Here is a 26,531-nt window from a genome sequence, read left to right on the forward strand (position 1 = left end):
CGCAAAAAGATTTTTTAAAACCTGTTTGCTAAACTTTTTAAAAGTTTAGCCCCCGGCAGGGCCGCCGGAGGCATGGGCTGAATAGTTACAACGCACATTCCCTATTTCCTATGGCCGATTCCCTTTTTTTCCTGTCACCTGGCTTGCCTTGCCCATTGCGGCGCTTCATGGTACGCTCCGCATCCTTGAAAAATGACGCATCATCCCGGGATGATCGGCGGCGTGCCTGCCCTTTGCCCCGGCTTTCTGATACACTGAACCACGGACCCTTTCCATGATCCACTTAACCAACATCACCCGGCAGCACGGCAACCAGATCCTCTTTGACAAGGCGAGCCTCCAGATCCTCTCCGGCTCCCGTACGGGCCTGGTGGGCCCCAACGGGGCAGGCAAATCCACCATTTTCCGCCTGATCACAGGGGAAGAGGAGCCCGACGGAGGCGAGATCTCCATCGGGAAAAAGACCACCATCGGCTACTTTTCCCAGACCACCGGCGAGATGGCAGGCCGCACGGCGTTGGAAGAGGTCCTTGCTGCAGCAGGAAACATCGGCGAGCTGGCCGCGTCCATCAGCGAGATGGAAGAGGCCATGGCCGTTCCCATGGGCGACGACGAGATGGCCGCCCTCCTGGAGCGCTACGGCAATGCCGTGGAAGAGTTCGAAAACCGAGGGGGCTACGACCTGGAACCCCGGGCCCGCGCCATCCTCACAGGCCTCGGCATCGGTCCTGCGGACCATGACCGGAGCGTGGAGGCCTTCAGCGGCGGCTGGAAGATGCGCATCGCCCTGGCGGGAATCCTTCTCATCAACCCGGACGTGCTGCTGCTGGACGAGCCCACCAACCACCTGGACGTGGAGTCCATTGTCTGGCTGGAAAACTGGCTGGTCACTGAGTTCAAGGGGGCCCTGCTCATGACCTGCCACGATCAGGAGTTCATGAACCGCGTGGTAAGCCGCACCGTGGAGGTGGCCAATCGCACCCTCACCACCTACGGGGGCAACTACGACTTCTACTTAAAGGAGCGGGAGATCAGGCGCGAGCAGCTCATGGCAAGCTACCGCCGCCAGCAGGAGATGCTGGCCAAGGAAGAGGAGTTCATCGCCCGGTTTGCCGCCCGCGTCTCCCACGCCGCCCAGGTGCAGTCCCGTATCAAGAAGCTGGAAAAAATCGAGCGCATCGAGCTGCCCCCGGAGCAGCGCACCATGACCTTCGAGTTTGCCGAGCCCCCGCGCTCCGGCGACGACGTGGTGGCCATCGACAACCTGGCCAAGTCCTGGCCCAAGGAGGACGGCTCCGAGCAGTCGGTCTTCGGCGGGGTCTCGGGCATGGTGCGCAGAGGGGACAAGATCGCCGTGGTGGGTGTCAACGGCGCCGGAAAATCCACCTTTTTAAAGGTAATGGCAGGCCAGACCGAGGCCTCGGCAGGCGACCTCACCATCGGCGCCAACGTACACACCGGCTACTTCAGCCAGCACGCCATGGACGTCCTCGACCCGCAGAAGAGCGTCTTCGACACCGTGCAGGATGCCCTGCCCACCGCAGGCATCGGGGTGATCCGCAACCTCTGCGCCGCCTTTCTCTTCTCCGGAGACGACGTGCACAAACGCATCGACATGCTCTCCGGCGGTGAAAAGAGCCGGGTAGTCCTGGCCACCCTGCTGGCGCGACCGCTGAACCTGCTGATTCTGGACGAACCCACCAACCACCTGGATATCCAGTCCCGGGAGATCCTCCTGGAAGCGCTCAAAACGTTTACGGGCACCGTGGTCCTCGTGAGCCACGACCGCCACTTCCTGCGCGCCCTGGTCAGCCGCGTATTTGCCATCGACCACGGGGAGATGATCCCCTACGAAGGCGACTACGACTATTATCTGAGTAAGTCCGACAGGTAGGAAAAAAAATGTCTCCGGCGGGCAGGGGCTACAGCCCCTGCACCCCAGGTTTGCGAATGCTCCCGACCTTCGTTCCTCAGGTCGATCACATTCGCTGACGGGCTGCGCCCGAGTAAAATAATGGTAGGGTGCGCTTGCGCACCATGATGGAACCCCCAATTTCGTTGGTTTTGCGGCCAAATGGTGCGCAAGCGCACCCTACGGGCCCAAGGTTGTTCCACCTTAATTCTGTTAAAACCGAAGGTGCTTGAAATCCGCTTGACTTTGCCCGGAATAAATAGCGCATAAGACGACTTAACAATTCGAAAGCCTTTGCGCTTTAGTAGGTGGCTCACCTCGCCGCCGGAGTTTTTTTTAAGGGCTCCCCGGTCTATCTCTCCCGACACCCGCAATCCATACAGAGGTAATAACAATGGCCAAAGTAAGCTGGAAACCCGGCACCATGATCTACCCCCTTCCCGCCGTCATGGTCAGCTGCGGCGAGACCGAAGCAGAGTACAACATCATCACCGTCGCCTGGACCGGGACCATCTGCTCGGACCCGCCCATGTGCTACATCTCCGTCCGGCCCAACCGCCACTCCTACGAGATCCTGAAACGCACCGGCGAGTACGTCATCAACCTCACCACCGAAGAGCTGGCCAAGGCCACGGACTGGTGTGGGGTCCGTTCGGGAAAGAAATTCAACAAGTTCGAAGCGATGCACCTCACCCCCGGCAAAGCCGAAAAGGTGAATGCTCCCATCATCAGCGAGGCGCCCTTGCACATCGAATGCCGGGTCAAAGAGATCGTGCCGTTGGGGACCCACGACATGTTCGTCAGCGAAGTGGTCAACGTCATGGCCGATACCCGCTACCTGGACGAAGAGACCGGGGCCTTTCACCTGGACTGGGCCAAGCCCATCTGCTACGCCCACGGTCAGTACAGGGGCCTGGGAAAAAAACTCGGGAAGTTCGGGTTTTCCGTGGAAAAAAAGAAGAAAAAGATGGGGTCGCCCCTGCAAGGGGCGAAAAAAAGGGGGAAGGCTAAAGGGCTAAGGGCTAAGGGCTAAGGGCTAAGGGCTAAGGGCTAAGGGCTAAGGGCTAAGGGCTAAGGGCTAAGGGCTAAGGGCTAAGGGAAAAATAGCCATGGAGGCTTTGTAACGCAAGGAAGAAAGATTGCTTAACCCTGAAAAAAACGTCTTAAAATTGAGCCCAATAGAACACAGACTGCAGGGATGACGTTGACTGGTCGTGTTGTGACGTTTGTAGGGTGTGCTCGCGCACCATTTGCTCGGAAAACCAACGTCTTTTGCCTTGCCTATACTGCGTGAAAGCCCAACCCGTACATGGATTTTCATGACCGTTACGATGTCTCTGCGGTGCGCAAGCGCACCCTGCCTCACATTGCCGGCACCGTCGGCACGCGTTAAAGCGAAAGGCCGCCGTATATCCCGCCAGGGACACACGGCGGCCTTTTTGTTTTCAGGATATCAGGCGCTGGCCCGCCGGGTATTTTCAGCTTTCCTCGGGTACTTCAGGTAGGGAATGATCTGGCGGTTCTTGTTGCCGCCGGTGCCGTCGTAGGTCACGCAGACCACGGGCACGCCGGTGACCGCTTCGATGGTCTCGGTCATGGACTCGGTGACCAGGGAGGCACAGCAGAAGGCCGGGCTGGTCTGGACAAAGAGGCCCACGTCCGGGTAGTGCTTCTTGATGTAATGGACTTTGAGGATGTTGTCCATGGACTCTCCGGTGTTCTCCATGGAGAGGTTGTACCGGGCCAAGATCTTCTCCGGGTCGTCGGTGTAGGTGTGGTGCACGTCCGGCAGCACCCGCTCAAAATACCTGAGGTATCGCCGTTCCAGGGTGTTCATGGCCGCCAGAAGGGGCTTGTAGGAAATAAGGCTCATGTATTTGCCCTCGGCAAACCACTTCCTGAAATACTTTTCCGCGATCATCTTGGCGTACTCGTTGTACGGGGTGGTGATGGCCTCGCCGCCGTGGTCTTCGATGACCCGGATCAGGTCCTGGTTCATCACCTTGTTGTCCCGCACGTAAAGGTCCCCGAAGATGGCCACCTTGATGCGCTCTTCCTTTCGGGTCTCGATGCCTTCGAAAAGCTCGGTCACCTGGATGACGGCGCTCTCCTTGGTGCGGTATCCGGCCATGGCGTCGCAGAGGATCTCCATGGACCGCTCGGCCACCTTGTCCGTGGCGCCAGGAGCCGCCTCGTAGGGCCGGACCCTGCAGATCATCTTCCGCAAAAGCCCCCCGAACAGATAGGCAAAATAGGTGTTCACCCCCGCACGGATGGAGATGTCGATGAAGGAGAGCTCTCCCACAAACACGCCGGCCTCTTCCATGCCCCCGCCATGGGCCTTGAGATGGCTCTTGATGAAGTGGGGGTAGAGCTTGATGTTGCAGGCCAGCTCCGAATGGGACATCCAGAGCACGGTGTCGGCCGGGTTGAGCCGGTTCTGCTCCATGCACTCGATGAACCCCTGGGCGATGGCGTTCACCGGGATGCACTGGCCCGTGTTGAACTTCAGGCTCTGCTGGATAGTGGCCGGGGTCTCCTCGATGAGGTAGGTGGTGTACCCTTCCCGCCTTAAGTTCTCGGCCAGGAGGCGGCAGGTGATGGCGTCCCAGTTGGGGATCACCACGTTCTTGTTTCGCATCTCCTTGGTCAGGTCCGGGTTCACCACGGAGTAATCTCCGGAGCCGTCCCTGTGGGCCTGGGTGTAGTGGTTCTTAAAGGAGCGGATGGCCGCCTCGATGCGGGTTTCATACCCCACGCTGGAGTCGTGCTCGTCCAGCTCCAGGATCAGGTACGGCTTGTTGTTGGCCTCCATCACCTTTTTAAAGGCATCGATGATAAAGGAGTCCGGGGCGCACTTGAAGGAGGTGACGAATACCGGGTAGATACCGGGGATCCCTGCGGCGGTCTCCGCGGCCTCCAGGATCTTGGCCGCGTAGTTCCAGTGCAGTTCGTCAAGCATGGGGCGAATTTTGACCGGGTCTCCCTTGGGCAGCATGTCCTGGTAAAAGGACTTCACGCCGCGCTCGGCAAAGATATCGGGGATCCGGTTGTTGGCCTGGCGGGACAGCACCGTATAGGGCCGACCGAGGAGCACCACCGAGAGGTTCTCCCGGGGTTCAAACTCTTTTTCGTAGAGCCCTTTCAGATTTTTCCTGGCCTCCTTCATGAACTCGGTGGCCTTGTTGTACGCGGTGGATACCTCAAAAAAACTCACGGGCTGTTTTGTCACCTGCTTGAGCATCCGGTAGAGCCGGTACCGGGTATGGAACCCCGAATAGAGGTACTTCAACGTGGGGGTCAGCAGCTGGGCTTTGCCCCCCAGGGCCGAGGCCGAAAGCACGGCCGGAGAGAACTGGGTGTAGTAGCAGTACTGGCGCCGCCCGCCCTTTTCCGGGTTCTTGTTCTCGATGTAGTAGGGCAGGAAAATAAAATCCGCCTTGTCCACCAGGTGGGACACATGCCCGTGCAGGGCCGTCATGGGCGCACAGAATTCGGCGCCGGTGAGGTTTTTCCCCTCCTTGACCGCCGCCTTGAACCCTTCGCTGGTCACCGTGCGGATGGAGAGCAGGGAGAAAAAGCGTTTCCAGAAAGGCAGGTCTTCGCGCAGGTGAAGGGCTGCCGGGATGCCCACGACTTCGGCGTGGCGATACGAGGTGGGCGGCTCCACCCGAAGGAGTTTTTTGCGGGCCTTGAGCAGGTCAAACCCTGCTTTGTTGCTGCTCACAAAGGAGGTGGACTCGTAATCGCGGCCGCAGAGGAATCCGTAGGCCACCTTCTCCCCGGCCACATCGGCCACGGTGATCTTGCACTTGTTGTTGCAGAGGGAGCACACCTCGGAGGTGACGGCAATATGCTCTTTGTGGAGCCCCGTGCCTCGGAAGGTTGTGGCAGGCGCCCCTTCGTCCAGAAGAGTCAGGGCCGTGCCCAGGGCCCCGGTAAGATGACAGAACTTGGACACCAGGATCTTCTTGTTCAGGCGCTGCTCAAAGGCCGCCACCAGGGCTTTGTTCTTGGCCGTGGCACCCTGGAAAAAGATCACCTCGCCGATGCGCCCCTCTTCCGCCACCTTGATGAGGTAATTTTCACGCACGGAATGCAGGGCCGAGGCCAGCACCTCGTCCACGGAAAACCCGCAGGCCAGGTAGTGGTTGATGTCCCGCTCCATGAAGACCGTGCAGCGGTCGCTGCTCATGGGGGCGCGAACCCCCAGGGTCCGACGGGAGTAGGACCGCACATCGCACCCCAGTTTCAGGGCCTGCTCCTCGATGAAGCTGCCGGTACCTGCCGCGCAGACGTTGTTCATTACCGAAGAGGTGACCATCCCGTTTTTCAGGGTGGTGAACTTGGCGTCCTGGCCCCCGATCTCGATGATGGTGTCCACCTCGGGGTTGAGCTCGCAAGCGGCCCGGGCATGGGCGGTGATCTCATCCAGGGCCAGGTCCGCCCCCACGATGCGCCCGATAAACTTGCGGCCCGAGCCCGTGGTGCCAGCCCCCTTCCAGTCAAAGGCGACCCCGAGCTTTTTCTCTACTTCTTCCACCGCCTCAAAGATGCCTGAAACCGCATCCACAGGGCGGCCTGAGGTGCGCGTATAAAACCCGGCCACCACCTGTTTTGCCTCGTCCACCACCACCGCCTTGGTGCTGGTGGAACCGATGTCGATGCCCAGGAATGCGGGCAGGGTTTTCTCCGTCGGCGTCTCGTAGACATCCACCTCCACAAAGCTCTTGAGGCCGTCATGCTCAAAGGGCAGATCGTAGCTTGAAACGCTTGAAAAGTCGGGATAATCCGACAGGTGCAGTTCCAGGGGCGGGTAGTGATACTCCTTCACAAAGGACTCCTGCTGCTGCACGCCCCCGGGGATGGCAATGGGCTCGGCGTCGCAGGCAATGGCCCCACCGGCCAGAAACTCCAGGGCAGCACCCACGGCGCCATAGTAAAGGGCCATCTCATCGGTAACAAAGGGCACCCCGGCAATGGACTCCAGATGACCGGTCACCGCGCGGTTCAGGGCCACGCCCCCCACAAAAAGCACGGGGTCTTTTTGCTCCCGTGAGGCAAACACGGTATCGGCGATATTTTTGGCCAGGCCATGGCAGAGGCCGTCACAGATCTCGGCAAGGGAGTACCCCTCCTGCTGGGCATGGATAAGGTCGGTCTTGGCGAACACAGCGCACCGGGAGGCGATCTCGGGAAACTCTCCGTTGCTCTCTTCGGCGATGCGGGAGAGCTCTTCAATACCGGAAAGATTGAGGCGGCCTGCCTGCTGATCCAGAAAACTCCCCGTACCCGCGGCACAGGACGTATTGCCACGGGTGTCCACGTAATTGCCCTTGTCGTCAAAGCGGATCAGGGCAAACTGCTCGCCCCCCACGGACAGCACGTTTCGTGCTTCGGGATGAAGCTGCTTTGCCGCATGGATCAGGCTGATGCGCCCGTCAAACCGTCGATTGGCCTTGATCAGGGATGGGGTGGTATCTGTGGCTGCCACCGCGCCAATGCGGCTTTCTGAAAAGGCCTGCAGAAGGGTCTCCACTGCCGATGTCATCTCACCTTTGTGCTGCAGGCTGACTTTTTTCACAATCTGCCTGTCGGGAGTCATCTCAACGGCGGTGGCCGATACGGATCCGATATCCAATCCAAGAATGTTCAGTGTCATATGTGTGGTCCCCAGCATGAATGGTTCGTTCTGTTCCAACGGGAAAGGGAACGTTAAAACCGGATATGTCTCAGCAACCTTCATTGGAGTAACGTCATACGACGTTAGATTGATCGCTTTCTGGCGAAATATCCGGATTCAGGGCTCGACCACCCCTTTGTTAAGGAAGGATTCTCTTCTCCTGCCGCTTCGGGTATCGCAAGGAGACAGCAAAACGGACAGAGGAAAACCCTGCATGGAGATAAAGGAGGGGGTGCTTGTGTGTTCGTGTGTGAGCCCTGGAGTCTCTGAAATCATCTGCTGCCGACGCCGCCGGTGGTGTGACGGCCGCAACAAAGGGCGCCCCGTAAAAAATAGGATCATGGGCCGTACGAGAGAATACGTACCACTTTTAGAATACGTATTCTACACTCCGACACGTACCTGCACAAGCTCTTATCAGTCCCCATGGCCCAATCAGAACCCGCCCGCAGGAGCCGCCCCAGAGACAACATTTCAATTTTACCGGAAATCCCAGCCGGTGCAATCGCCCAACAGAAAAAACCGAATCCCTGCCTTTGGAGGTATGTTTCCAGGCAGGGATACGTAAAATCATCGGACAGTCCCATGAAGGTGCCGCCCCATCACCAACGAACAATGGCTTGACGAACCACACCGAAAGGTTGATTTATGGAGAAATTGCCAGTAATATAGAGACATTCGTTTATCAACTCATCATCATCCATTCTGAAATGCCTTCATATCCGTTGCCCGAAGAAACAGAGTAAACATCGCCCCTTTCACCCACGGCAACCCCACGTCCTCTTTTCATGATGCGTTGGTAATCAATGTTCCTTTGCCCTTTGCTCTCCGGTCAGTTTCCCTTTTCGGCAAGGCCCCGTTACGCACATAAACACGATGCATTCCAACACCGTTGAAAGACCGCCTATGTCTACCTGGCCTCCAGGTTTTCCGGCTTTTCCCAGGGGTAACGCCCCCCTTGTGTAAAGCAAAGGGCGGAGCTATAGTCATTGATCATGCCTGCGCACAGACGCAGTCATCCTTGCACAGCGCCCCAGACATTCACCCATCAGCCCATACGCCACGGACATAAAATGCGATGCCCGGACCGGGACCCAACATCAACGAACAATGCCTTGACGTCACCAGCGACCTGAACGTCCTTTCCGACGTGCGCCGCTTTCTGAGAGACGTCTTCGCCGGCATCGCCGACGACCCCGTCAACCGCATGGAGCTGGCTGCCAACGAGGTGGCGGCCAACATCATCCGGCATGCCTACAAGGGAGCCCCCGGCCACACCATCGTCATCCGGGCACAGGTGGGCCCGGACCGCATCTGTGTCAGCTTCTTTGACCACGGTGCCCCCTTTGACCCGGAACAGGTCCCGGCCCCCCTCTTCGACGGCTCCCAGGAAGGAGGATTCGGGCTCTTCATCGTCTCCGAGGTGGTGGATGAGTTTCGATATCTCCCAAGCGCGGAGGGAAACCGCACAACCCTCTGCATCTTTCTGCCATGACCCGTCGCCCAAAGGCCCTTGTCCTGTGTCTCCTGATGTTTCTCTGCGCTCCGGAGTGCCCGGGGGCCGACACCGACCGCCCCCTTTCGGACGAGGAGATCCTTGAGGCTATCGACATGCCGGACGGGACTTTTCTGGGTCATGCCTCCGAGGCCCAGGCCCGGAAGCTGGCCACCCTTTTGTGCAACCATCACAACAGCGCCATGGAGCACCTGGCAACCCTGGAAGACGCCGCAAAACAAAAGGAGGTCAAGCGCCTCATCCGGGAAAACCTCATGGTTGCCCAGCGGATCCTCGGACACATCGAAAAAACGGCCAAGCACCAGGGCACCGGAGAGTTGACCCTCTTTTACGACACCGGCGCCGACAGCTTTGCCGAAAACAGCCTCCAGCACAGGCGCCTGATACGATTTCTGGACTACCTGGCCCGGGAGAGCAAAGGCCGCTCCATTCTTTTCATCAGCATCGGCAGGGCCTCGACGCCGGGGGAAGCGAAGGAGAACCTGGCCCTCTCCGCCAGGCGTGCCCACTTTCCCAAACGCTTTATCGACCACTACCTTGTAAACACCCCCCACGGGTTTTACGAAATATACGGCACGGGGGAGGCCCACAGCCCGGAAACCGGGAGCCCGGCCATTCACAGGCGCCACCAGCACACCCGACTCATCGCCTTTTATGCAAAACCGTCCCCCCGGGAGCCTGCAGTGTCCGCCCCCCCACTGTCCCAGGCATCCCAGAACGCCCCGGACACCGCCGTACGTGCCGACACCGCAGAGCTCGCCCCCACGGAATCTGGCACCGGCACTCTCCTCGGCATGGAGTTCGCCTGGATCCCCCCGGGCACCTTCATCATGGGTAGCCCCACAGATGAACCGGGACGGGACCCTGACGAAACACAGAACCAGGTGACCCTGACCCGGGGCTTCTACATGCAGACCACAGAGGTAACCCAGGGCCAGTGGGATGCCCTCATGGAGCACAACCCCTCCTACTACAAGGAGTGCGGGGCCAACTGCCCGGTGAACCGCGTCTGCTGGACAGACGTCATGGAATTTATCCGGCGACTCAACGCCATGGAGGAGGCAGAAGGATTTTACCGGCTCCCCACGGAGGCGGAGTGGGAATACGCCTGCAGGGCGGGAAGCCCGGAGGCCTTTGCCAACGGCCCCCTGCTGGAGCTTGCCTGTGCCTACGACACCAACATGGACCACATGGGCTGGCACATCGGCAACTCCGGAACCCGTCTCCACATGGTGGGCCTGAAGGCAAAGAACAGCTGGGGCCTCTACGACATGCACGGCAACATCTGGGAGTGGTGCATGGACTGGGAAGGCCCCTACGGCGACCAGCCCCGCATCGACCCGCAGGGACCGTCCATGGGAGACCGTAAGGTCATCCGGGGGGGAAGCTGGAGCAGTGACGACCGGGACTGCCGCTCCGCCAACCGCCTCTTCGTCACCGAGTGCAACCGCAACGCCGGCATCGGTTTCCGGCTGGTGATGGATAAACAAGAGGAATGATTCAGTTGCCTCCCGCGGGTCACTTTTTTGGAAAAAAGCTCCGCACGTTTGCCCCCCGGCAGGGCCGCCGGAGGCAATTTTGGACTGAATAGTTACAAACAAGAATCATCTTTCACACAACAAAGAAGGGCCCCATGAAGATCCATTCCGAACCCATCAACGACGTCGTTGTGGTGGACATCCTGGCAGACTCCCTGGACGCCGGGAACACCCGTGAATTCAGGGAAGCCATCACCCCCCTGATCACCCCGGGTTCCACCCTTGTCCTCAACCTCGAGACCGTCCGGTTCCTGGACAGCTCCGGGTGCGGGTCCATCCTCTCCTGCCTGCGCCAGCTCAACGCCAATGACGGAGACCTCAAGGTGTGCGGCCTCCAGAAACAGGTACGCGCCGTCTTCGAGCTGGTGCGTATCCACCGGATCATCGACATCTTTGAGAACCGCGACGAAGCCATCAGACAGGCGTAAACCCATGCTCGCCTCCCCGGACAACGACGGCCGTCGGCGAACCGAACTCATCGAGGAACTCTACGGCCTTTACGGCAAAGGGACCCTTCGCATGCGCCTGCGTTTTGCCCGGAAGAAATACGCCTGGGTGACCGTCACCGGTGGGGCCAGGGCCATCAAGCGCGGCTTCGATATCCTGGCCGCCCTTTCCGCCCTCATCCTGCTTTCCCCCCTTTTCCTTGCAGTGACCGCGGCCATCCGGCTCACGGACAACGGGCCGGTGCTCTACTGGCAGAAACGGGTGGGCAAATGGGGGCGGGAGTTCCCCTTCCCCAAGTTTCGATCCATGGTGGTGGACGCAGAGACCGCCAAGGATGCGATTCTGGACCAAAGCGATCACGAGGAGAGCATCACCTTCAAAATGAAAAAAGACCCCAGAGTCACCGGCATCGGCAGGATCATCCGAAAGTTCAGCATTGATGAGCTTCCCCAGCTCTGGTGCGTCCTCAAAGGAGAGATGTCCCTTGTGGGGCCCAGGCCGCCGTTGCCCCGGGAGGTCGCCCTCTACACCCTTGCCGACAGGCGGCGCCTGGACGTCACCCCGGGCCTCACCAGCATCTGGGCTGTGAGTGGTCGTGGAGACATCCCCTTCCACCGCCAGGTGGAACTGGACCTCCAGTACATTGAAAGCCGCAGCATCGCAACCGACCTGAAGATCCTGCTCAAAACCATCCCCGCGGTCCTCTTCGGGCGGGGGGCGTACTGAGATGAAGGCCATTGTCATCGCCACGCGCGGGGTAGACCATGCCCCTGTGCTCTCGGAGCGATTCGGCGCGGCCATGCTTCCCCTTCTTGACCGGCCCTTCCTCCAGCACGGGGTGGAATCCCTGGTGCGATGGGGTGCCACGGAAATCGAGTTTGTCCTGAGCCACCGCCCTGAAAAGGTGGAGGCATTTTTCGGCACAGGGGAGCGTTGGGGGTGCCGGTTCCGGTACCACCTCGTGCGGGATCCGGAGCACCCGTACCGCCCCTTGGTCGATGCCCTGGCCTCAGCCCGGAAAGCCCCCCTCATCCTGGCCTGCGGCGAGGTTCTTCCGCTGGTGGAGACGCTGCCCGAAGCCGAAGACGCCCCCCTGGTCCTCATCCACGGAGAGGGAACCGACATGCAGTGGTCCGGCTGGGCTGTGTTCCCAAGCGGCTTCGGTATGGACATGGAGGTCCCCAGCGATGCCGCCGCCCTTGAAGCGGCCCTGCTCAATGCAGGGGCCAGGGAAGAGTCCCTTGCCTCCGTGCTGACGGTCCGGGACCCGGCCACGCTCCTTGGGGCCACCCAAACCCTTCTGGACAAAGGCGTGCCCTACCTCATGCACGACGCCCGGGAGGTGGAGGACAGTGTCTGGCTCTCCCGGGATGTGGGAATCCACCCCACGGCCCGCATTACCCCACCGGTCTATCTGGACGAGGGGTGTCGCATCGGCAGACTGGCGGAGATCGGTCCCTACGCGGTCCTGGCCAAAGGGTGCGTGGTGGACGAAAAAACGCGCATCCAAGATTCCGTGGTCCTGCCCATGAGCTACATCGGCAAGGAGCTCTCACTGGAAGACTCCGTGGTGGACAAGAACTGCCTGGTCAACACCTCCATCGGCTCGGAACTCACCGTCACCGATGCCTTTATCATCGGCAACCTGGCCGAAAACGAACTCCGGCACCGCCTCGCCAGGCTGGGATCCCGGCTGGCGGGCCTCCTGCTGCTGGTGCTCTTCGCGCCCCTGCTCCTCATCACACTGATGATCCTTACCCTGTCCAGGAAAGGTCCCTGCCGACCGCACCGGGACGTGGTGAGCCTCCCCGCACTGGCCGACGAAACCCACTGGCACACCTTTGCCTTTGCCACCTGCGAGGCCCAGGGACCGGACCCCGCCACCTGGGAGGCCCGGTGGTGGCACTTCTTCCTTGTCTTTCTCCCCGGCCTCATTCACGTGGCCGGAGGCCGCATGCGCCTGGTGGGCATAGGACCACGAAGCACCGACGCCATCCGGTCCCTGCCCGAAGACTGGCGCCAGATCACCCTCACGGGCAAAGGGGGCCTCGTCACCGAGGCCATGCTCCACTTCGGGCCTTATCCCGATGAAGACGAACTCTACGCCGCCGAAACGGTCTACACCGTCTCCTCAGGCCTTTTCTACGACGCAAAACTCCTGCTCAAATACGCAGGCCAGCTCCTGGGCGTCATCCCACGCCCCGGCTCTTCCTGACCCTGCACATCTCCCCATTCCCCTTCACCTCTCCCGATTCTCTATCCCCCTGTTCCCCCATCGCCTGTTTTTCCTATTTCCTGTTTTCCCTATCACCTGCCGTCCCTGTTACCTGCTTTCCCCATTACCTATTACCTGATTTTCCTTCTTTACCTAAGGCCCATGGATAAAACCGTCCTCTTTCCCCTGATCGTCAGCGCCATTCTCCTTGCTTCCCGCTCGCCCCGGGAGGTCTTCATCCTCTCGTTCCTTCCGGCCCTCACCTTCTTCCCCGCCTATTTTAACGTCAAGGTGGTCAGCGGGGTGCCCGAGCTTTACTTCTGGTCCGCAGCCCTGGTACCCATCCTGGCAGCCTGGGCCATGAAGGGATTCGACGGGTACGATTATCACTGGATGGACCTGTTTATCTTTGCCTACGTTTTCGCCATCTTCTTTGCCCAGTGGAGTAACAGCACCTACAAGATCTCCCAGAAGATCCTCTTCAACAACCTCATGGGGATCTGTGTTCCCTACATGCTGGTACGGAGCTTCTCCGTGGACCGGAAAGCCCTTGTCTCCCTGATCCGGGCCATGACCGTGGTGGGGGCTGTGGTGGCCTTTTTGAACGCCATCGAATTCCGCATGTTCGTCAACCATTTCGACGAGCATTTACGGCGCCTCTGGCCCACCTACGTGGTCTGGGACACCGGCATGGTCATGAGCCGGTGGGGCTTCAAACGGGCCCTGGGGCCCTTCTCCCACCCCATTGTGGCCGGCTATGTCTTCGCCCTCATCGCTCCCTTGGCCATCTGGTGCTACAACCAGGGCCACTACCCCACCCGCCGCAAAGGCCAGATCATCGTGGGGCTCAATATCCTTGGCATTTTCGTCTCCATCTCCCGGGCCCCCATCATCGGATTTCTCCTGGGCCTTGCCGTCATCTACTACGGCTGGAACAAAAACCGCGCCGCCATCCTCACGGTGGTCTCCATCGTCGGGGCGATCCTTTTGATGGTCATCGTGCCGAAGTTCATCGACTACATCGCCGTCACCCGAGCCACGGCCACCACCGAGGCACAAAGGAACGTGGCCTACCGAAAGGAGATGTGGCAGGCCTACAGCGAGGTGGTCATGGAGCGCCCCTACGCCGGTTGGGGCCGCTTCTCCGTGCCGTCGGTGAAGGGGATGAAATCCATCGACGCCGAATACCTGGGCGTGGCACTGGCCTCAGGGGTCATCGCCCTCTTCTTCTACCTCGTCTTTCTTTTCGGCATGCTGATCCGCATGATCCTCTACGCCCAGAAAACAGCCTGGGACGACCCCTGGGGGCGCCTGGGCTGGTGCCTCATCGCCGGCTGGGTCTGTGCGATCTTCTCCCAGGCCACCGTCTATTCCGGCGCCCAGAGCGTCCAGTACCTCTACATGCTGGCCGGCATCGGCCAGATCCTGATCCTCACCCGGCCCCGGGAAACAGCATCGGAAGCCGAAGAGCCGGTGCCAGCCCGCTTCGGTTTTGCCCGCATCATCTGACTCAAGGGCCCCGCCGTCCATCGAACCTGTCCCGAAAGGTCCCCCTATGCCCCAGGCTCCTCGCCGCCCTTCCGCAAACCGCGCTCTCCTGGCCGCAGCAATGCTCCTTGTCTCGATCTGCGCCTGCGGCCCCAAGCCGTTGGAAATCCCCGACGACACCCCCTTTTCCCGCAGCAGCTTCCGCACAGAGATCCCCTTTGCCGACCCCGAGGTGATCCGGCTCCACGAGGCCAACCTCACCCATGAGTACATCATCGGCTCCGGGGACCTGCTCACCGTGGACGTCTGGAACCGCCCCAAGCTCTCCGGGGAACACGTGGTGGGGCCCTACGGCAACATCACCCTGCCCATGCTGGGGGAGTTCAAAATCGGAGGCATGAACCGAAAAAAAGCCTCCACCATCATCACGGATCTCTACCGGGAGTTCTACGAAGAGCCCATCGCCACGGTAAAGATCATCAAGTACATGAACAACCGGGTCTATGTTCTCGGAAGGGTTGCAAATCCGGGGGTCATTCATTTCAGCGGCCAGGCCACCCTCCTGGAAGCCCTGGCCATGGCAGGGGGCCTTCCCACCCGGGATAAAACCATCTTTCTCTCCAAATGCTACATTGTCCGCGGCAAAAACCAGATCATCTGGATCGACCTGTTGAAGCTCCTGCAGCGGGCCAACCTCAAACTCAACATCAGCCTGGCCAACAACGACATCATCTATATTCCGGAGTCCATGGACGCCGCGGTCTTTGTCATGGGGGAAGTAGAGAACCCCGGTTCCTACCAGATCCAGACCACAGGCCTCTCCATATTGGATGCCATCAACCTGGCGGGCGGCCCCACCGAGGATGGCCAGACCGACGAAATCCGTCTCATCCGGGAGATGGAAGGGCAGGAGGGAGTCAAAACCATCGACATGGACATGATGCTGGCCACGGGCAACCTGAGCGACAACTTCCTGCTCCTGGACAACGACATCATCTATATCCCGAGAAAAGGAATAGCCACTTTCAACTATTACCTGCGCCAGATCGACCCATTCCTGCGCACCTTCATCAGCGGTACCATCATCCACGACACCTTGACAGACTGACCCCACGTCCCATGCCCCACGACACCCATCGAGACCGCCCCTGCCATGGAAACACCGGAAAACAAATCTGTCCCGGCCTTTCCCGCCAAGCCCATCGATCCGGTTGGGAGCCTCCTCAACCACCTGCCCATGGTGTGCCTTATCGCCCTGAGCATCCTGGCCCTGGGCGTTCCGGCGGTCTGGCTCAAGGTCAAGCCCGTTTATTACAGCGAGGCGGTCCTGAAAATCGAACCGGTGATCCCCAAGATCCTCTACGGCAAGGAAGAGGCCTCCATCACCCCTTATTACGACGATTATGTGCGGACCCAGATCAACATCGTCAAAAGCTACGCCGTCCTCTCCATGGCCATCGAAGAGGTGGAAGAGACGGGCACAAACTGGAAATTCCCGGATGAAACCATGCAGCAGGCCGTGGACCGCCTTGCCATGCGCCTGGCCATCAAGCAGCTCCGGGACACACAGCTTTTCTCCCTGTCCATGTTCAGCCGGAGGGGACGTGGGCTTGCCGAGATCCTCAACGCCGTCTCAGCGGCCTACATCGAACACACCCGGCTGGAACGGTTCAACAAGGACGGCTCCAGGCTGGGGTTCCTCAAAGGACGACGCGAAGAGCAGGAGAAGGTCCTGGCGGAAAAATACGCTGTACTGGAGAGCATCTCGGCCAAGTATGCCGTGGGGATCACCGATGAGAAGAACATCTACGTCTACCTCCAGGCCGTGGTGGACCTTACCCAGCAGCTGGTGAAGGCCAAGACGCGGCGCATCGAGACCCAGACCCGGCTTAGGGAGCTGGGGAATCAGATGGTCAAGCTCCAGCAGCTGGACATCTCGGCAGATGTGGACGACTGGGTGGAAAAGGACTGGGCCACCCGGGACAACCGCATCCAGCTCTCCCGAAAGCTCCAGGACATGCGCCTGACCCTGTCCGGGGTCAACGAAAACCACCCGGACAGAAAAGAATACGAAGAGAACCTCACCCGGCTCTACGAGGTCCAGGAGAACCTCCTCAGACGGGCCGGAGAGGTGGGGGAAAAGGTCATCCGGGGCAAGCTCCTCTCCGACCAGCGAAAAAAAATCCTGGAAGAGGAGATGCTCTTTGCCTCGGCCCTGAGCGCTGAACAGCGGCTCATCGAGGAACTCACCGCCGCCGAGCACAAGGCCACGGACGTCAACACCCAGATGATGAAAGCGTCCACCCTCAGGCGGGAAATCGACCGTCTTCAGGACGCCCTGCTCCGCATCGAAGAGCGCATCGACCAGATCGAAGTGGAGTCCCGCTCACCGGGCCGGGCCAGCATCCTTACCCGGGCCAAATCCCCGGAAAAGCCCGATACGGGCAAACGGGTCAAGATGGCCGTGGTGGTGGTCCTTCTCAGCTTTTTTGCCGGCATCGGCTATGCCGTGACCAAAGACAAAATCGACCCGAACCTTCGAAGCATCCAGGACATCCAGCGGGTTTTGGGTTTTCCCCCCACCGGTCACATCATGGACGCCGCCCAGGACCAGGGGGCGGCAGAGGATCGCCACAGAATGTGCCTGGACACACCATTTTCACGAATTTCCGAACAGTTCAAGGAGATCGCCTTCTCCATCGCCAAGGAGAACACCGAGCACAAATCCCGGGTCTACAACGGCCTCTCCCTCAACGGCAAACAGGGGGTCTCCACCTTTCTCCTCAACACCCTCACTGCCCTGCCCGGCATGGCCAAGAACAAGATCTTCGTGGACCTCAACGTCTGGAGCCCCGTGAGTCGGGACCTCTTTCCCGAAGACACCCTGGGGCTGTGGGACGTTCTGGAGGGCCGCTGCGATTTGCAGGACGCCATCATCACCGACAGCGATTTTCCCTTCCACATCCTCCCCTTCGGCAGCTGGCCGGGCACAGACAAAAGCATCTTCCAGGAGATCGGCATGGCTCCCATGATCGAGAGCCTTCGGTGCGATTACGATTACATCCTCCTGGACTCCTCCCCATTGTGGCTCTCCACGGACGCCCGGTTCCTCACCCACATCTCGGATGTCACCATCCTGGTGGTGGAGTCCGGCTCCGTGGTGGAAAAAGAGCTCGCACGGGCCGTTCATACCCTCGACCGCCTGGAGGTCAAGGCCATCTCCGTGGTCCTGAACCGTGTCAGTTTCCAACGGGGCCGGTACTACCGGGAGGCCATGGACAACTACTACCGCCAGGTAAAAACCTCGTTTCAGGGGACGGGATAACGTGAAGACCCTCATCGAAAAAATCCGCCTTCGGTTTTTCATCCCAAGCGGCTTTCCCTACGCCCGGTACCTCAAAGAGAAGGGGGTGCTGAGGCGCCAGGGATCAAGCTGTTTCATCGCCAAAAACGCAGGGCTGCCGGACGGCTACCTCACCGCCATCGGCGACAACGTCTGGATCACCGACGGCTGCCAGCTCCTCTGCCATGACGCCTCGGTGATCATGCTCAACGCCCGGGATGCCTCCCACCTGGACCGTGTGGCCCCCATCACCATCGGGGACCACGTGTTTCTCGGCAACCGCACCACCGTGCTTCCCGGCATCACCGTGGGCAGCGACGTCATTGTCGGGGCGGGCTCCGTTATCACCCGGGACATCCCCGACGGGGAGGTCTGGGCGGGGAACCCTGCCCGCCGAATCTGCACCACGCAAAGCTATCGGGACCGGATCCACGCGGCCACCGAGTCCCTGCCCTGGTCTTCCCTCCTTGCCGGGGAAGGCCCCCACATCTATGACCCGCACCGTGAGGCCGCACTCCGCAAAGCCCGTGTGGCCCATTTCTTCACCGATGACGAGGCGCCCCAATGACCCATTCCCCGCAGCCAGGCCAGGACCTGCGCCAGGCCCCTGCCCGGCTCCGCATCGCCGTGGTCAGCCCCGGAGATCCTCGGGACCGGCGCACCTGGTCCGGCTCCACCTACTTCATCGTCAAGGCCCTGGAGCCCCTTGCTCACTCCCTGACCTGGCTCGGCCCCCTGGCCGTGCCCCATCAGCGCATAAAAAAAAGGCTGGCCGCCATCCGCCGCCACGTCACCGGCCTCCGGACTTACCCGGAGCGCACCGTCAAGGCGTCCCAGTACTTCGGCAGGCGCATCGACCGGCGCCTGGACCGGGAAGAGTTCGACCTGCTCCTGGCCCCTGCGGCCAGCGTGGAGGCCGCCCACATCGAAAGCGACATCCCCCTGGTCTACATCTCCGATGCCACCTTTGCCCTCATGCAGGAGGTCTACCCCATTTTTTCGTCCATGGGGAAAGCCGCTGTCACGGAACACCGGTTTGAACAGGCTGTCATCGACCGGGCCGACCTGCTGGTCTATCCGTCCCACTGGGCCGCACGGTCGGCCATGCACTCCTACGCCGCGGACCCGAACAAGGTGCGGGTCATCCCCTTCGGCGCCAACCTGGACACCTCGCCCGTAAGGGAAGCCTGCCTCGGCAGGCACATCAAAGATCGCCTCGAACTTCTCTTCCTGGCCAAGGAGTGGGAACGAAAAGGAGGGGAGATCGCCTTTCATACCCTGCAGGACCTCCTCGAACACGGCGTGGACGCCCGGCTCACGGTCTGCGGCACCGTGCCCCCGGCCCCCTTCCGCCACGAACGCATGACCGTGATCCCGTACCTCAACAAAAACATCCCGGAGCAAAGGGCCCGCTTCGAGGAGGTGCTGAGCCGTTCCCACCTCTTGCTGCTCCCCACCCGGGCCGAATGCTACGGTGTGGTCTTCTGCGAGGCCGCCGCCTACGGATTGCCCGTTTACGCCACGGATGTGGGGGGCGTGGGCACCATCGTGGAAAACGGGGTCAACGGGCACCTTCTGCCCCCGGCGGCAGGCGGCACCGACTTTTCCCGCCTGATCCGGGAGACGGCCCTGGACCCTTCCACCTACATGCGCCTGAACACAGAAAGCAGGCGGCGCTATGAAGAACGCCTCAACTGGGAGGTCTGGGGAAACACCATGGCAACAGAAATCTCACGGATCCTGCCCAAGCCATGAACGACAAAGAAAACATCGCCAGGACCGTCTCCCGAAACTCGTTGTTCACCATCATCTACAACGTCTGGTACCTGGGGAGCCGCCTTGTCCTGACACCGCTTATTCTCTCCTACATCACCATCGAGGAGTACGGGCTCTGGGCCTACTGCTTTGTGGTGCTCTCCTACCTGGCCTTAACTGCCTTCGGCTTTAACAACACCTACATCCGGTATGCCGCCGATTACCGGTCCCGAGGGGAAGACCACAAGGTCAACCAGCTCCTCTCCACGGGCATCGTCTCCATGCTGGGGGTGGGGCTCCTCCTGTTTCTCCTCTTTCTGCCCGCCCTCCCCTTCCTCATCCCCGTCCTCGGCATTAACCCGGAGCTCAGCCGCACGGCCCACCGGCTCTTTGTGGGAACCGCAGCCATCTTCGTCCTCAACTTCAGCCTGGCCGGGTACCAGTGCGTGCTGGAGGGCGAACAGAGGATTGCCCTGGTCCGGAAAATCCACCTGGTCGCCTCGATGGTGGAGCTCATCCTCCTGCTCCTTTTTTTCCGCCTGGGCATGGGGGTCTTTTCCCTGCTCTGGGCCTATGGTATCCGCTTCGGGCTCATCATCATTTCCACCATTTTCTTCGCCCACCGGGTGTTTCCTTTTCTCTCTGTGCGATTTCGGCACCTCCGCCTCGAAGCCCTCAAGGCCTTCGGCAATTTCGGCGGTAAGATGAGCCTTCTGGGCCTTCTCTCCCTTCTCATCAATTCGGTGGACCGCATCTTTATCACGCGGATGCTTCACCTCGGCCCTGCGGGCCTCTACGAGATCGGGCGAAAGCTCCCCAACATCGGCATGATGCTCCCGTCGGCCGTGGCCGGGACCCTCATGCCCGCGGCCTCTCATCTGGAGGGGAGCGGGCTCCACAGAAAGCTCCGGGGCATGTACCTGCGGGCCACCCGTTACATCATGCTGCTTTCGGCCCTGCCCTACGCCTTTCTCATCTTTTTCGCCCCCCAGATCATCGAGGTGTGGGTGGGGCCGGGGTATGACGGCCCGGCGCGGGTGATGCAGATCCTGGCCCTGGGGACCCTTATCAACCTCTTCACAGGCTCCGGCACCGCCTGCGTCCGGGGCATGGGACTCCCCGGCTACGAGATCCGGTACATGGCCATCTCCGCCGCCATGCTCCTTGCCCTCACCCCGGTGTTCATCCACCTGGCGGGCCTGGAAGGCGCAGCCTGGTCCTACACCCTGGCCCAGGCCACAGGCTCCATCTACTTTTTGTTCGTGGCCAACCGGCTGTTTGAAATCCCCTGGAAAACCTTCATCGGCCAGACAGTGCCCCCGGTGCTGGTCATCTTTGCAGCGGGACTGCCAGGCCTGCTTCTCTGCCAAAATATCTGGGCTTCCGGGGCATTCTCCCGGTGGTCCGGCCTCTTTCTCCTGGCCCTCTTCGGCTGTGTCCACCTGCTCCTGGCCGTGCTGTTGCTGCTTCTGACGCGCCACCGCCTGTTGACCCCGGAAGAAAAAGCCAAACTGGCAGACATCACGCCCCCAAAACCCATGATCCCGTTGTGGAGCCGACTATGGAGTCCCCCATAAAGCAACATCTCAGAAACATCTCCCTGGGCGTGCTCAGCCGACTGATCCGCTTCGTGTCTCCGGCAAGCCTCGCCCTGCCCCGCCACCTCTACACGGCCCGGTTCATGGCTCGTCTTCCCGGCACCGACCCCTCCACTCAGTGCGACGGGCCCGTCCGCGTCATCGGTACCGGACGCATCGCCCTGGGCAAAGGGTGCCGCATCGGCAGGGAGTGCGAGTTCACCACCGAAGAGACGGGAAAAATCATCCTGGAAGACAACGTCCGCATCAACCGGGGTACCACCCTCGCCAGCTATGCCCAGGTCCGCATCGGCACCTTTGCCATCATCGGCGAGTTTACGTCCATCCGCGATGCCAACCACGGCACGGAGATGGGCACCCCCATGCGCCTGCAACCCCACACCGCAACGCCCATCACCATCGGCAGGGACGTCTGGATCGGCCGAGGGTGCTGCATCCTGCCCGGAGTCACCATCGGCGACGGCGCCATCATCGGCGCCAACAGCGTGGTCACCAAAGATATCCCCCCTCACACCCTGGCAGCCGGGGCTCCGGCCACCGTGCTCCGGGAAAGGCAAAAAGGGTCCCCATGAAAGACAAAATCGCATACCTGGCCCCGGAAATTCCTGCCCTGTCGGCCACCTTTGTTACCGGAGAACTTCTGGAGATGGAGACCCAGGGGTTTTCCGTGTTGCCCATCTCGGTGCACCGCCCCACGTCCCCGGCCACCGGCCGTGAGGCGGAGCGACTGGGCCGCGTCACCTGCTACCTTTACGATCAATCAGGGTTTTCCCTGTTCTGGTCCCACCTCAAGCGGGTGGCAACCCGACCCGTGAGGTACGCCAAATCCATCAACATCCTGGTACGGGACCTGGTGCGGGTGGGGCCCTTCTCACGCACCGCAGCCGGGCTCTGTTACCGCTGGGCAAGGGCCTCTCACCTGGCCGACATCCTCGATGCCAACCGATGTGAGCACCTGCACACCCACTTTGCCCACATCCCCACGGACCTGGCCATGTACGCTTCGATCATGGGCGGGGTCCCCTTCAGCTTCACGGCCCACGCCAACGACCTTTTTGAACGGGCCTGGCTGCTGAAGGAAAAAGTCAGGCGGGCCGCCTTTGCCGCCACCATCTCCGAGTTCAACCTGCGCTACCTCATATCTCGGGGAGCACCGGAAGAGGCCATCCACGTCATGCGCTGCGGGGTCGATCCCTCTCTCTTTGAGGCCAGGCCCCCCAAGGAACTGGCCACGCCACCCCTTTTGGGCAGCATCGGCCGTATGGTGGAAAAAAAAGGGTTCCACCAGCTCATCAAGGCCTGCGCCATCCTCAAGCGGCAGGGAATCGCCTTTCACCTGGAGATGGCAGGCCACGGCCCCATGAAGGAAGCTCTCCAGCAACGGGTGCTGGACCTGGGCCTCTCCGCAGAGGTCACCTTCAAGGGGGCCCTGCCCCATACAGAGGTGCCGGGCTGGCTGACCGCCCTCGACGCCTTTGTGCTCCCCTGCAGGCGGGACGATCAGGGAGACATGGACGGCATCCCCGTGGTGCTCATGGAGGCCATGGCCTCCGGGGTCCCGGTGGTCTCCACGGCCATCTCAGGAATCCCGGAGCTCATCGACGACGGCACCACAGGCCTTCTCTGCGAACCGGACAACGAGGATGACCTGGCCGAATCCCTCAAGCTCCTGATGGCCCACCCCGATCTGCGGAAGAGCCTTGCCGAAAACGGTCGGGGCAAGGTGGAGGCGGAGTTCCACCAGGGTGCAAACACGGCGGCCCTGGCACGTCTGATCCGCCGGGCCTCGTTCCCACGGCCCTTTCCTCCCCGTCAAAAAAGGCCCATCGGCAACCCGCCCCGCTACATCGTGGTCTCACCGGTGCGCGACGAAGAAGCTTACCTTCCGGCCACCATCGCCAGCGTCGCGTCCCAGACCATTCCCCCAACAGAATACATCCTGGTGGACGACGGCTCCACGGACAGCACCGCCGACATCATCCGGGAAGCGGCCAAAACCCACCCCTTTATCCGATACGTCAGGCGATCCAACCGCGGGGAGAGAAAAGTGGGTGCCGGGGTCGTGGAGGCCTTCTACGACGGGTATGCGGCCATCGCCGCCACCTCCTACGACTTCATCTGCAAGATGGACGGGGACCTAACCGTCGGCCGCACCTATTTTGAGACCCTGTTCAGCCGCTTCCGCCAGGATCCCTACCTGGGGGCGGCCAGCGGAAAGCTGTTCCTTGACCTGGGGGACGGCCGGATGGTGGAAGAGCGCATCACCGACGAAAGCGTCCTGGGCGGGGTCCTGTGCCTCAGCCGCAGCTGCTTCGAGGCCATCGGAGGGTTTACCCGCCAGGTGATGTGGGACGGCATCACCTTCCACCGGTGCCGCATGGAGGGCTACCGCACCCGCAGCTTCAACAACCCGATTCTACGGATCACCGACCACCGGATCATGGGATCGTCCCACAAGAGCATCTACCACGGCCGCCTGCGCTGGGGCTGGGGCCAGTACTTCATGGGCACCCACCCCCTCTACATCCTCGTTGCCGGGCTGTACCGTGTCATCGAACGCCCCTTTGTCATCGGCGGGCTTCTCATCATCGCCGGGTACCTCCAGGGCTGGGTCACACGGACCCGTCAGTACAACCACCCCGGATTCAAGGCCTCCTTAAGGGCCTGGCAGCTGGAGCGCCTCAAGCTGGGCAGGCGCCTGGAGGTGCTGCCGGAGCCCAGCGGCCTCATGCCGACGGACCCCGTGGGCCAGCAGGAGACCGCCGATGCGAACCATCCCTCCTGAAGCGGACAGGCAGCCCTCCGGGACGGCCCCACCCGCCGAGCGTGAACTCATCTTCCGGCTCATCCTGCCGTTGAGGCTCTTCGGCGAGGTCTTTTTCCTGGGGATTCTCATGGGGCGCGAGCCGGTCCCCGGGGCGTCTCCCGAGCAGGGACGGCTCAGGGGGAACCTCACAGCCGCCGCCATCCTGATCCTGCTGTTGTGTGTGGTTCTTTCAGGAAGCTTTTTTCTGCTCTACCTCATCAAGACCCTGCTGGGGCTCGACCTCTTTACCGACGCCCACCTCCTGGAGTGACCCATGGCACAAAAAACAGATCTGTCCATCATCATCGTCTCCTTCAACACCCGTGAGCTGACCCGGAAGTGCCTGGCCTGCGTGCGGGACCACGGCGGAGAGGTCCGGCGCGAAGTCTTCGTGGTGGACAACGCCTCCACCGACGGATCCCCGGAGATGATCGAAGCCGAATTCCCGGAGGTCACCCTCATCCGGCTGCCCGTCAACGTGGGCTTTGCCGGGGGCAACAACCCGGGCATGAAAAGGGCCTCGGGACGCTACATCCTGCTGCTCAACTCCGATGCCTTCATCGAAGACGGCGTCCTTGAAAAAACCCTGGCCTACATGGACGCCAACCCCCGCACCGGAATCCTGGGATGCCGCCTCACAAACCCGGACGGCACCCTGCAACCTTCGGCCCGGAGCCTGCCGGGCCCCATCAACAAATTCTTCCACATTTCAGGGCTTGCCGCGCGGTTTCCCGCATCCCGCATTTTCGGCAAGGTGGACTACACCTGGTGGGACCACAGCACCCCCCGCAAAGTGGGCTGGGTGGTGGGGGCCTTCTTCCTTATCCGCAGACGAACCATGGAGACCATCGGCTTTCTGGACGACGGCTACTTTCTCTACTTTGAGGAGATCGACTACTGCCTGGCCGCCCAGAGGGCCTACTGGGACGTCGTCTTCTACCCCCACGCCTCGGTGGTCCACATCGGGGGACAGAGCACCCTCAAGACCCCCGGGCGCATCTCCACCCACGGGCGCCAGAGCCTTGCCATCCGCATCGCCAGCGAGTGCAGGTATTACCAGAAATGCTACGGCCGGACGCGTCTTTTGGCCGCCATGGCCGTGGAATACCTCTGGAACGGACTGATCCGCCTGAAACACACCCTTTCTCCCACACGGGAGTCGCCGCAGAAAAAAGCCGATGCAGCGGCCATCATGGAGCTGATCCTCAATCACCTGAGAACCCCTTCCAAACCGTAAACAAACATCCGGGTTCCCTGAGCGTTACCCGACCCAACCCATAAACACACGTTTTTAAGGATACCATCATGAACCATACGACACGTTACGCCATCCTGGGCCTGCTCCTGCTGGCCCTGCCCACCCCAAGCCCGGCCAAGGAGTCCCCCATCCAGTCCTTTGCCCGGCCCTTCGGCCTCGACATCGCGGGCCCCGTCATGCGGGCGGCCTCCGATGAGTCATCCGCCCTCTTCCAGAGCGATGTCCTGCCCTCCATGAACTCATGGATCAACACCAACCTGGGAGAAAACGTCTCCATCAACGACACCACGAGCATCGCTCTGGACCCATCCAAGCTCAAGCTCTGCACCGAGTCCGAAGCCCGTGTCTACTTTGTGGGGGAAGGGGCGGGGTACAAAAACACCCTGGGCTTCAATACCCAGGGGAGCGGCATCAGCTCCGGGGACCCTCAGCTCATCTTCCCCGACGCCACCAGCCGCGTATCCTCCTACGACCCGGGCCCGGGAAATTCCCAATCACGGAGCCGCTGGTACCCCTTGTACCCCGGGGACTTCGTGGACATCGGAACCCTTGAGGCCGACACCCAGCTTGATTTCTTCCTCATCGCCAATGGCGCCAGGGGCGGCACCATGACCTACTCCACGGATATCTCCACCAACCCCGACGGCATCGACCACGTGGTGGCCTACGCCATGCCCTCCAGCCCATACCTCCTCGTGGGATTTGAAGACCTTTACGGCGGCGGGGACCGGGACTTCAACGACCTGCTCTTTGCAGTGGACATCGGAGCGGCCAACGTGGCGGCCCTGGCCTCCGTCCCGGAGCCCGCCACACTCCTGACCCTGGCCTCATTCCTGATCATTGCCTTCACCGTCCACCGGAAAAAGCAGGCCGCCTGACCACAACCAGATGCACGCCGTCAGCATGGCCGGTCCCGTAAATTCTTGCGAGACCAGGGACGGCGGGCACCCATCAACCCTTTGCCTGTTGCGT

The 26,531-nt window shown here is 61.0% G+C and carries 19 protein-coding genes; 18 read left to right on the forward strand and 1 reads right to left on the reverse strand.

What is annotated here, in order from left to right; translation table 11 throughout:
• Positions 1-274 precede the first annotated feature (274 nt).
• Positions 275-1,894 (forward strand): ABC-F family ATP-binding cassette domain-containing protein, encoded by a 1,620-nt coding sequence (locus tag ACOYW0_RS02015; protein ID WP_482416919.1) that lies wholly within the window; start codon positions 275-277, stop codon positions 1,892-1,894.
• A gap of 412 nt (positions 1,895-2,306) precedes the next feature.
• Positions 2,307-2,945 carry a flavin reductase family protein gene (locus tag ACOYW0_RS02020; RefSeq protein WP_482416920.1) on the forward strand — a complete coding sequence of 213 codons (639 nt, stop codon included), beginning with the start codon at positions 2,307-2,309 and terminating at the stop codon, positions 2,943-2,945.
• 420 nt (positions 2,946-3,365) lie between these two features.
• On the opposite strand, the gene ACOYW0_RS02025 is transcribed toward ACOYW0_RS02020, so the two are convergent.
• Positions 3,366-7,574 carry an acyl-CoA dehydratase activase gene (locus ACOYW0_RS02025; RefSeq protein WP_482416921.1) on the reverse strand — a complete coding sequence of 1,403 codons (4,209 nt, stop codon included), beginning with the start codon at positions 7,572-7,574 and terminating at the stop codon, positions 3,366-3,368.
• Positions 7,575-8,673: 1,099 nt separating this feature from the next.
• On the opposite strand from ACOYW0_RS02025, the gene ACOYW0_RS02030 reads away from it, so the two are divergent.
• The 16 genes from ACOYW0_RS02030 to ACOYW0_RS02105 all read left to right on the forward strand — a co-directional run bounded on the left by ACOYW0_RS02030 (position 8,674) and on the right by ACOYW0_RS02105 (position 26,437).
• Positions 8,674-9,090, forward strand: a complete 417-nt coding sequence (locus ACOYW0_RS02030) for an ATP-binding protein (protein ID WP_482416922.1) — start codon at positions 8,674-8,676, stop codon at positions 9,088-9,090.
• A complete protein-coding gene (locus ACOYW0_RS02035; protein ID WP_482416923.1) occupies positions 9,087-10,610 on the forward strand; it encodes a formylglycine-generating enzyme family protein in 1,524 nt (507 codons plus the stop codon). Before ACOYW0_RS02030 ends, ACOYW0_RS02035 begins: the two co-directional genes overlap by 4 nt.
• A gap of 134 nt (positions 10,611-10,744) precedes the next feature.
• Positions 10,745-11,077, forward strand: coding sequence for an anti-sigma factor antagonist (locus ACOYW0_RS02040; RefSeq protein ID WP_482416924.1), 333 nt, complete (start codon positions 10,745-10,747; stop codon positions 11,075-11,077).
• A 4-nt stretch (positions 11,078-11,081) separates the two neighbouring features.
• Complete coding sequence (locus tag ACOYW0_RS02045) at positions 11,082-11,822, forward strand: sugar transferase (RefSeq protein ID WP_482416925.1); 741 nt, start codon at positions 11,082-11,084, stop codon at positions 11,820-11,822.
• Between the two features lies 1 nt (position 11,823).
• A complete protein-coding gene (locus ACOYW0_RS02050; protein WP_482416926.1) occupies positions 11,824-13,311 on the forward strand; it encodes a GlgC family sugar phosphate nucleotidyltransferase in 1,488 nt (495 codons plus the stop codon).
• Positions 13,312-13,473: 162 nt separating this feature from the next.
• Positions 13,474-14,820, forward strand: a complete 1,347-nt coding sequence (locus ACOYW0_RS02055) for an O-antigen ligase family protein (RefSeq protein ID WP_482416927.1) — start codon at positions 13,474-13,476, stop codon at positions 14,818-14,820.
• Positions 14,821-14,866: 46 nt separating this feature from the next.
• On the forward strand, positions 14,867-15,907 hold the full coding sequence (locus tag ACOYW0_RS02060) for an SLBB domain-containing protein (RefSeq protein ID WP_482416928.1): 1,041 nt from the start codon (positions 14,867-14,869) through the stop codon (positions 15,905-15,907).
• Positions 15,908-15,952: 45 nt separating this feature from the next.
• Complete coding sequence (locus tag ACOYW0_RS02065) at positions 15,953-18,124, forward strand: GumC family protein (protein ID WP_482416929.1); 2,172 nt, start codon at positions 15,953-15,955, stop codon at positions 18,122-18,124.
• Position 18,125: 1 nt separating this feature from the next.
• The gene (locus ACOYW0_RS02070; protein ID WP_482416930.1) at positions 18,126-18,710 is read left to right on the forward strand and encodes an acyltransferase; all 585 of its coding nucleotides are present in this window, start codon (positions 18,126-18,128) and stop codon (positions 18,708-18,710) included.
• On the forward strand, positions 18,707-19,897 hold the full coding sequence (locus ACOYW0_RS02075; RefSeq protein WP_482416931.1) for a glycosyltransferase family 4 protein: 1,191 nt from the start codon (positions 18,707-18,709) through the stop codon (positions 19,895-19,897). The genes ACOYW0_RS02070 and ACOYW0_RS02075 overlap by 4 nt, the downstream gene beginning before the upstream one ends.
• Positions 19,894-21,474 carry a lipopolysaccharide biosynthesis protein gene (locus ACOYW0_RS02080; protein WP_482416932.1) on the forward strand — a complete coding sequence of 527 codons (1,581 nt, stop codon included), beginning with the start codon at positions 19,894-19,896 and terminating at the stop codon, positions 21,472-21,474. Before ACOYW0_RS02075 ends, ACOYW0_RS02080 begins: the two co-directional genes overlap by 4 nt.
• Positions 21,459-22,067 carry an acyltransferase gene (locus tag ACOYW0_RS02085; protein WP_482416933.1) on the forward strand — a complete coding sequence of 203 codons (609 nt, stop codon included), beginning with the start codon at positions 21,459-21,461 and terminating at the stop codon, positions 22,065-22,067. The genes ACOYW0_RS02080 and ACOYW0_RS02085 overlap by 16 nt, the downstream gene beginning before the upstream one ends.
• Positions 22,064-24,280 carry a glycosyltransferase gene (locus ACOYW0_RS02090; RefSeq protein ID WP_482416934.1) on the forward strand — a complete coding sequence of 739 codons (2,217 nt, stop codon included), beginning with the start codon at positions 22,064-22,066 and terminating at the stop codon, positions 24,278-24,280. Before ACOYW0_RS02085 ends, ACOYW0_RS02090 begins: the two co-directional genes overlap by 4 nt.
• Entirely contained in the window at positions 24,261-24,572 is a 312-nt protein-coding gene (locus tag ACOYW0_RS02095; RefSeq protein ID WP_482416935.1) for a hypothetical protein, read from the forward strand. Before ACOYW0_RS02090 ends, ACOYW0_RS02095 begins: the two co-directional genes overlap by 20 nt.
• 3 nt (positions 24,573-24,575) lie before the next feature.
• On the forward strand, positions 24,576-25,538 hold the full coding sequence (locus ACOYW0_RS02100; RefSeq protein ID WP_482416936.1) for a glycosyltransferase family 2 protein: 963 nt from the start codon (positions 24,576-24,578) through the stop codon (positions 25,536-25,538).
• Between the two features lie 68 nt (positions 25,539-25,606).
• Positions 25,607-26,437, forward strand: a complete 831-nt coding sequence (locus tag ACOYW0_RS02105) for a DUF4114 domain-containing protein (protein ID WP_482416937.1) — start codon at positions 25,607-25,609, stop codon at positions 26,435-26,437.
• The last annotated feature ends 94 nt before the right edge of the window (positions 26,438-26,531 follow it).

The organism is Desulfoluna sp. HI9BLuna, from assembly GCF_056829775.1.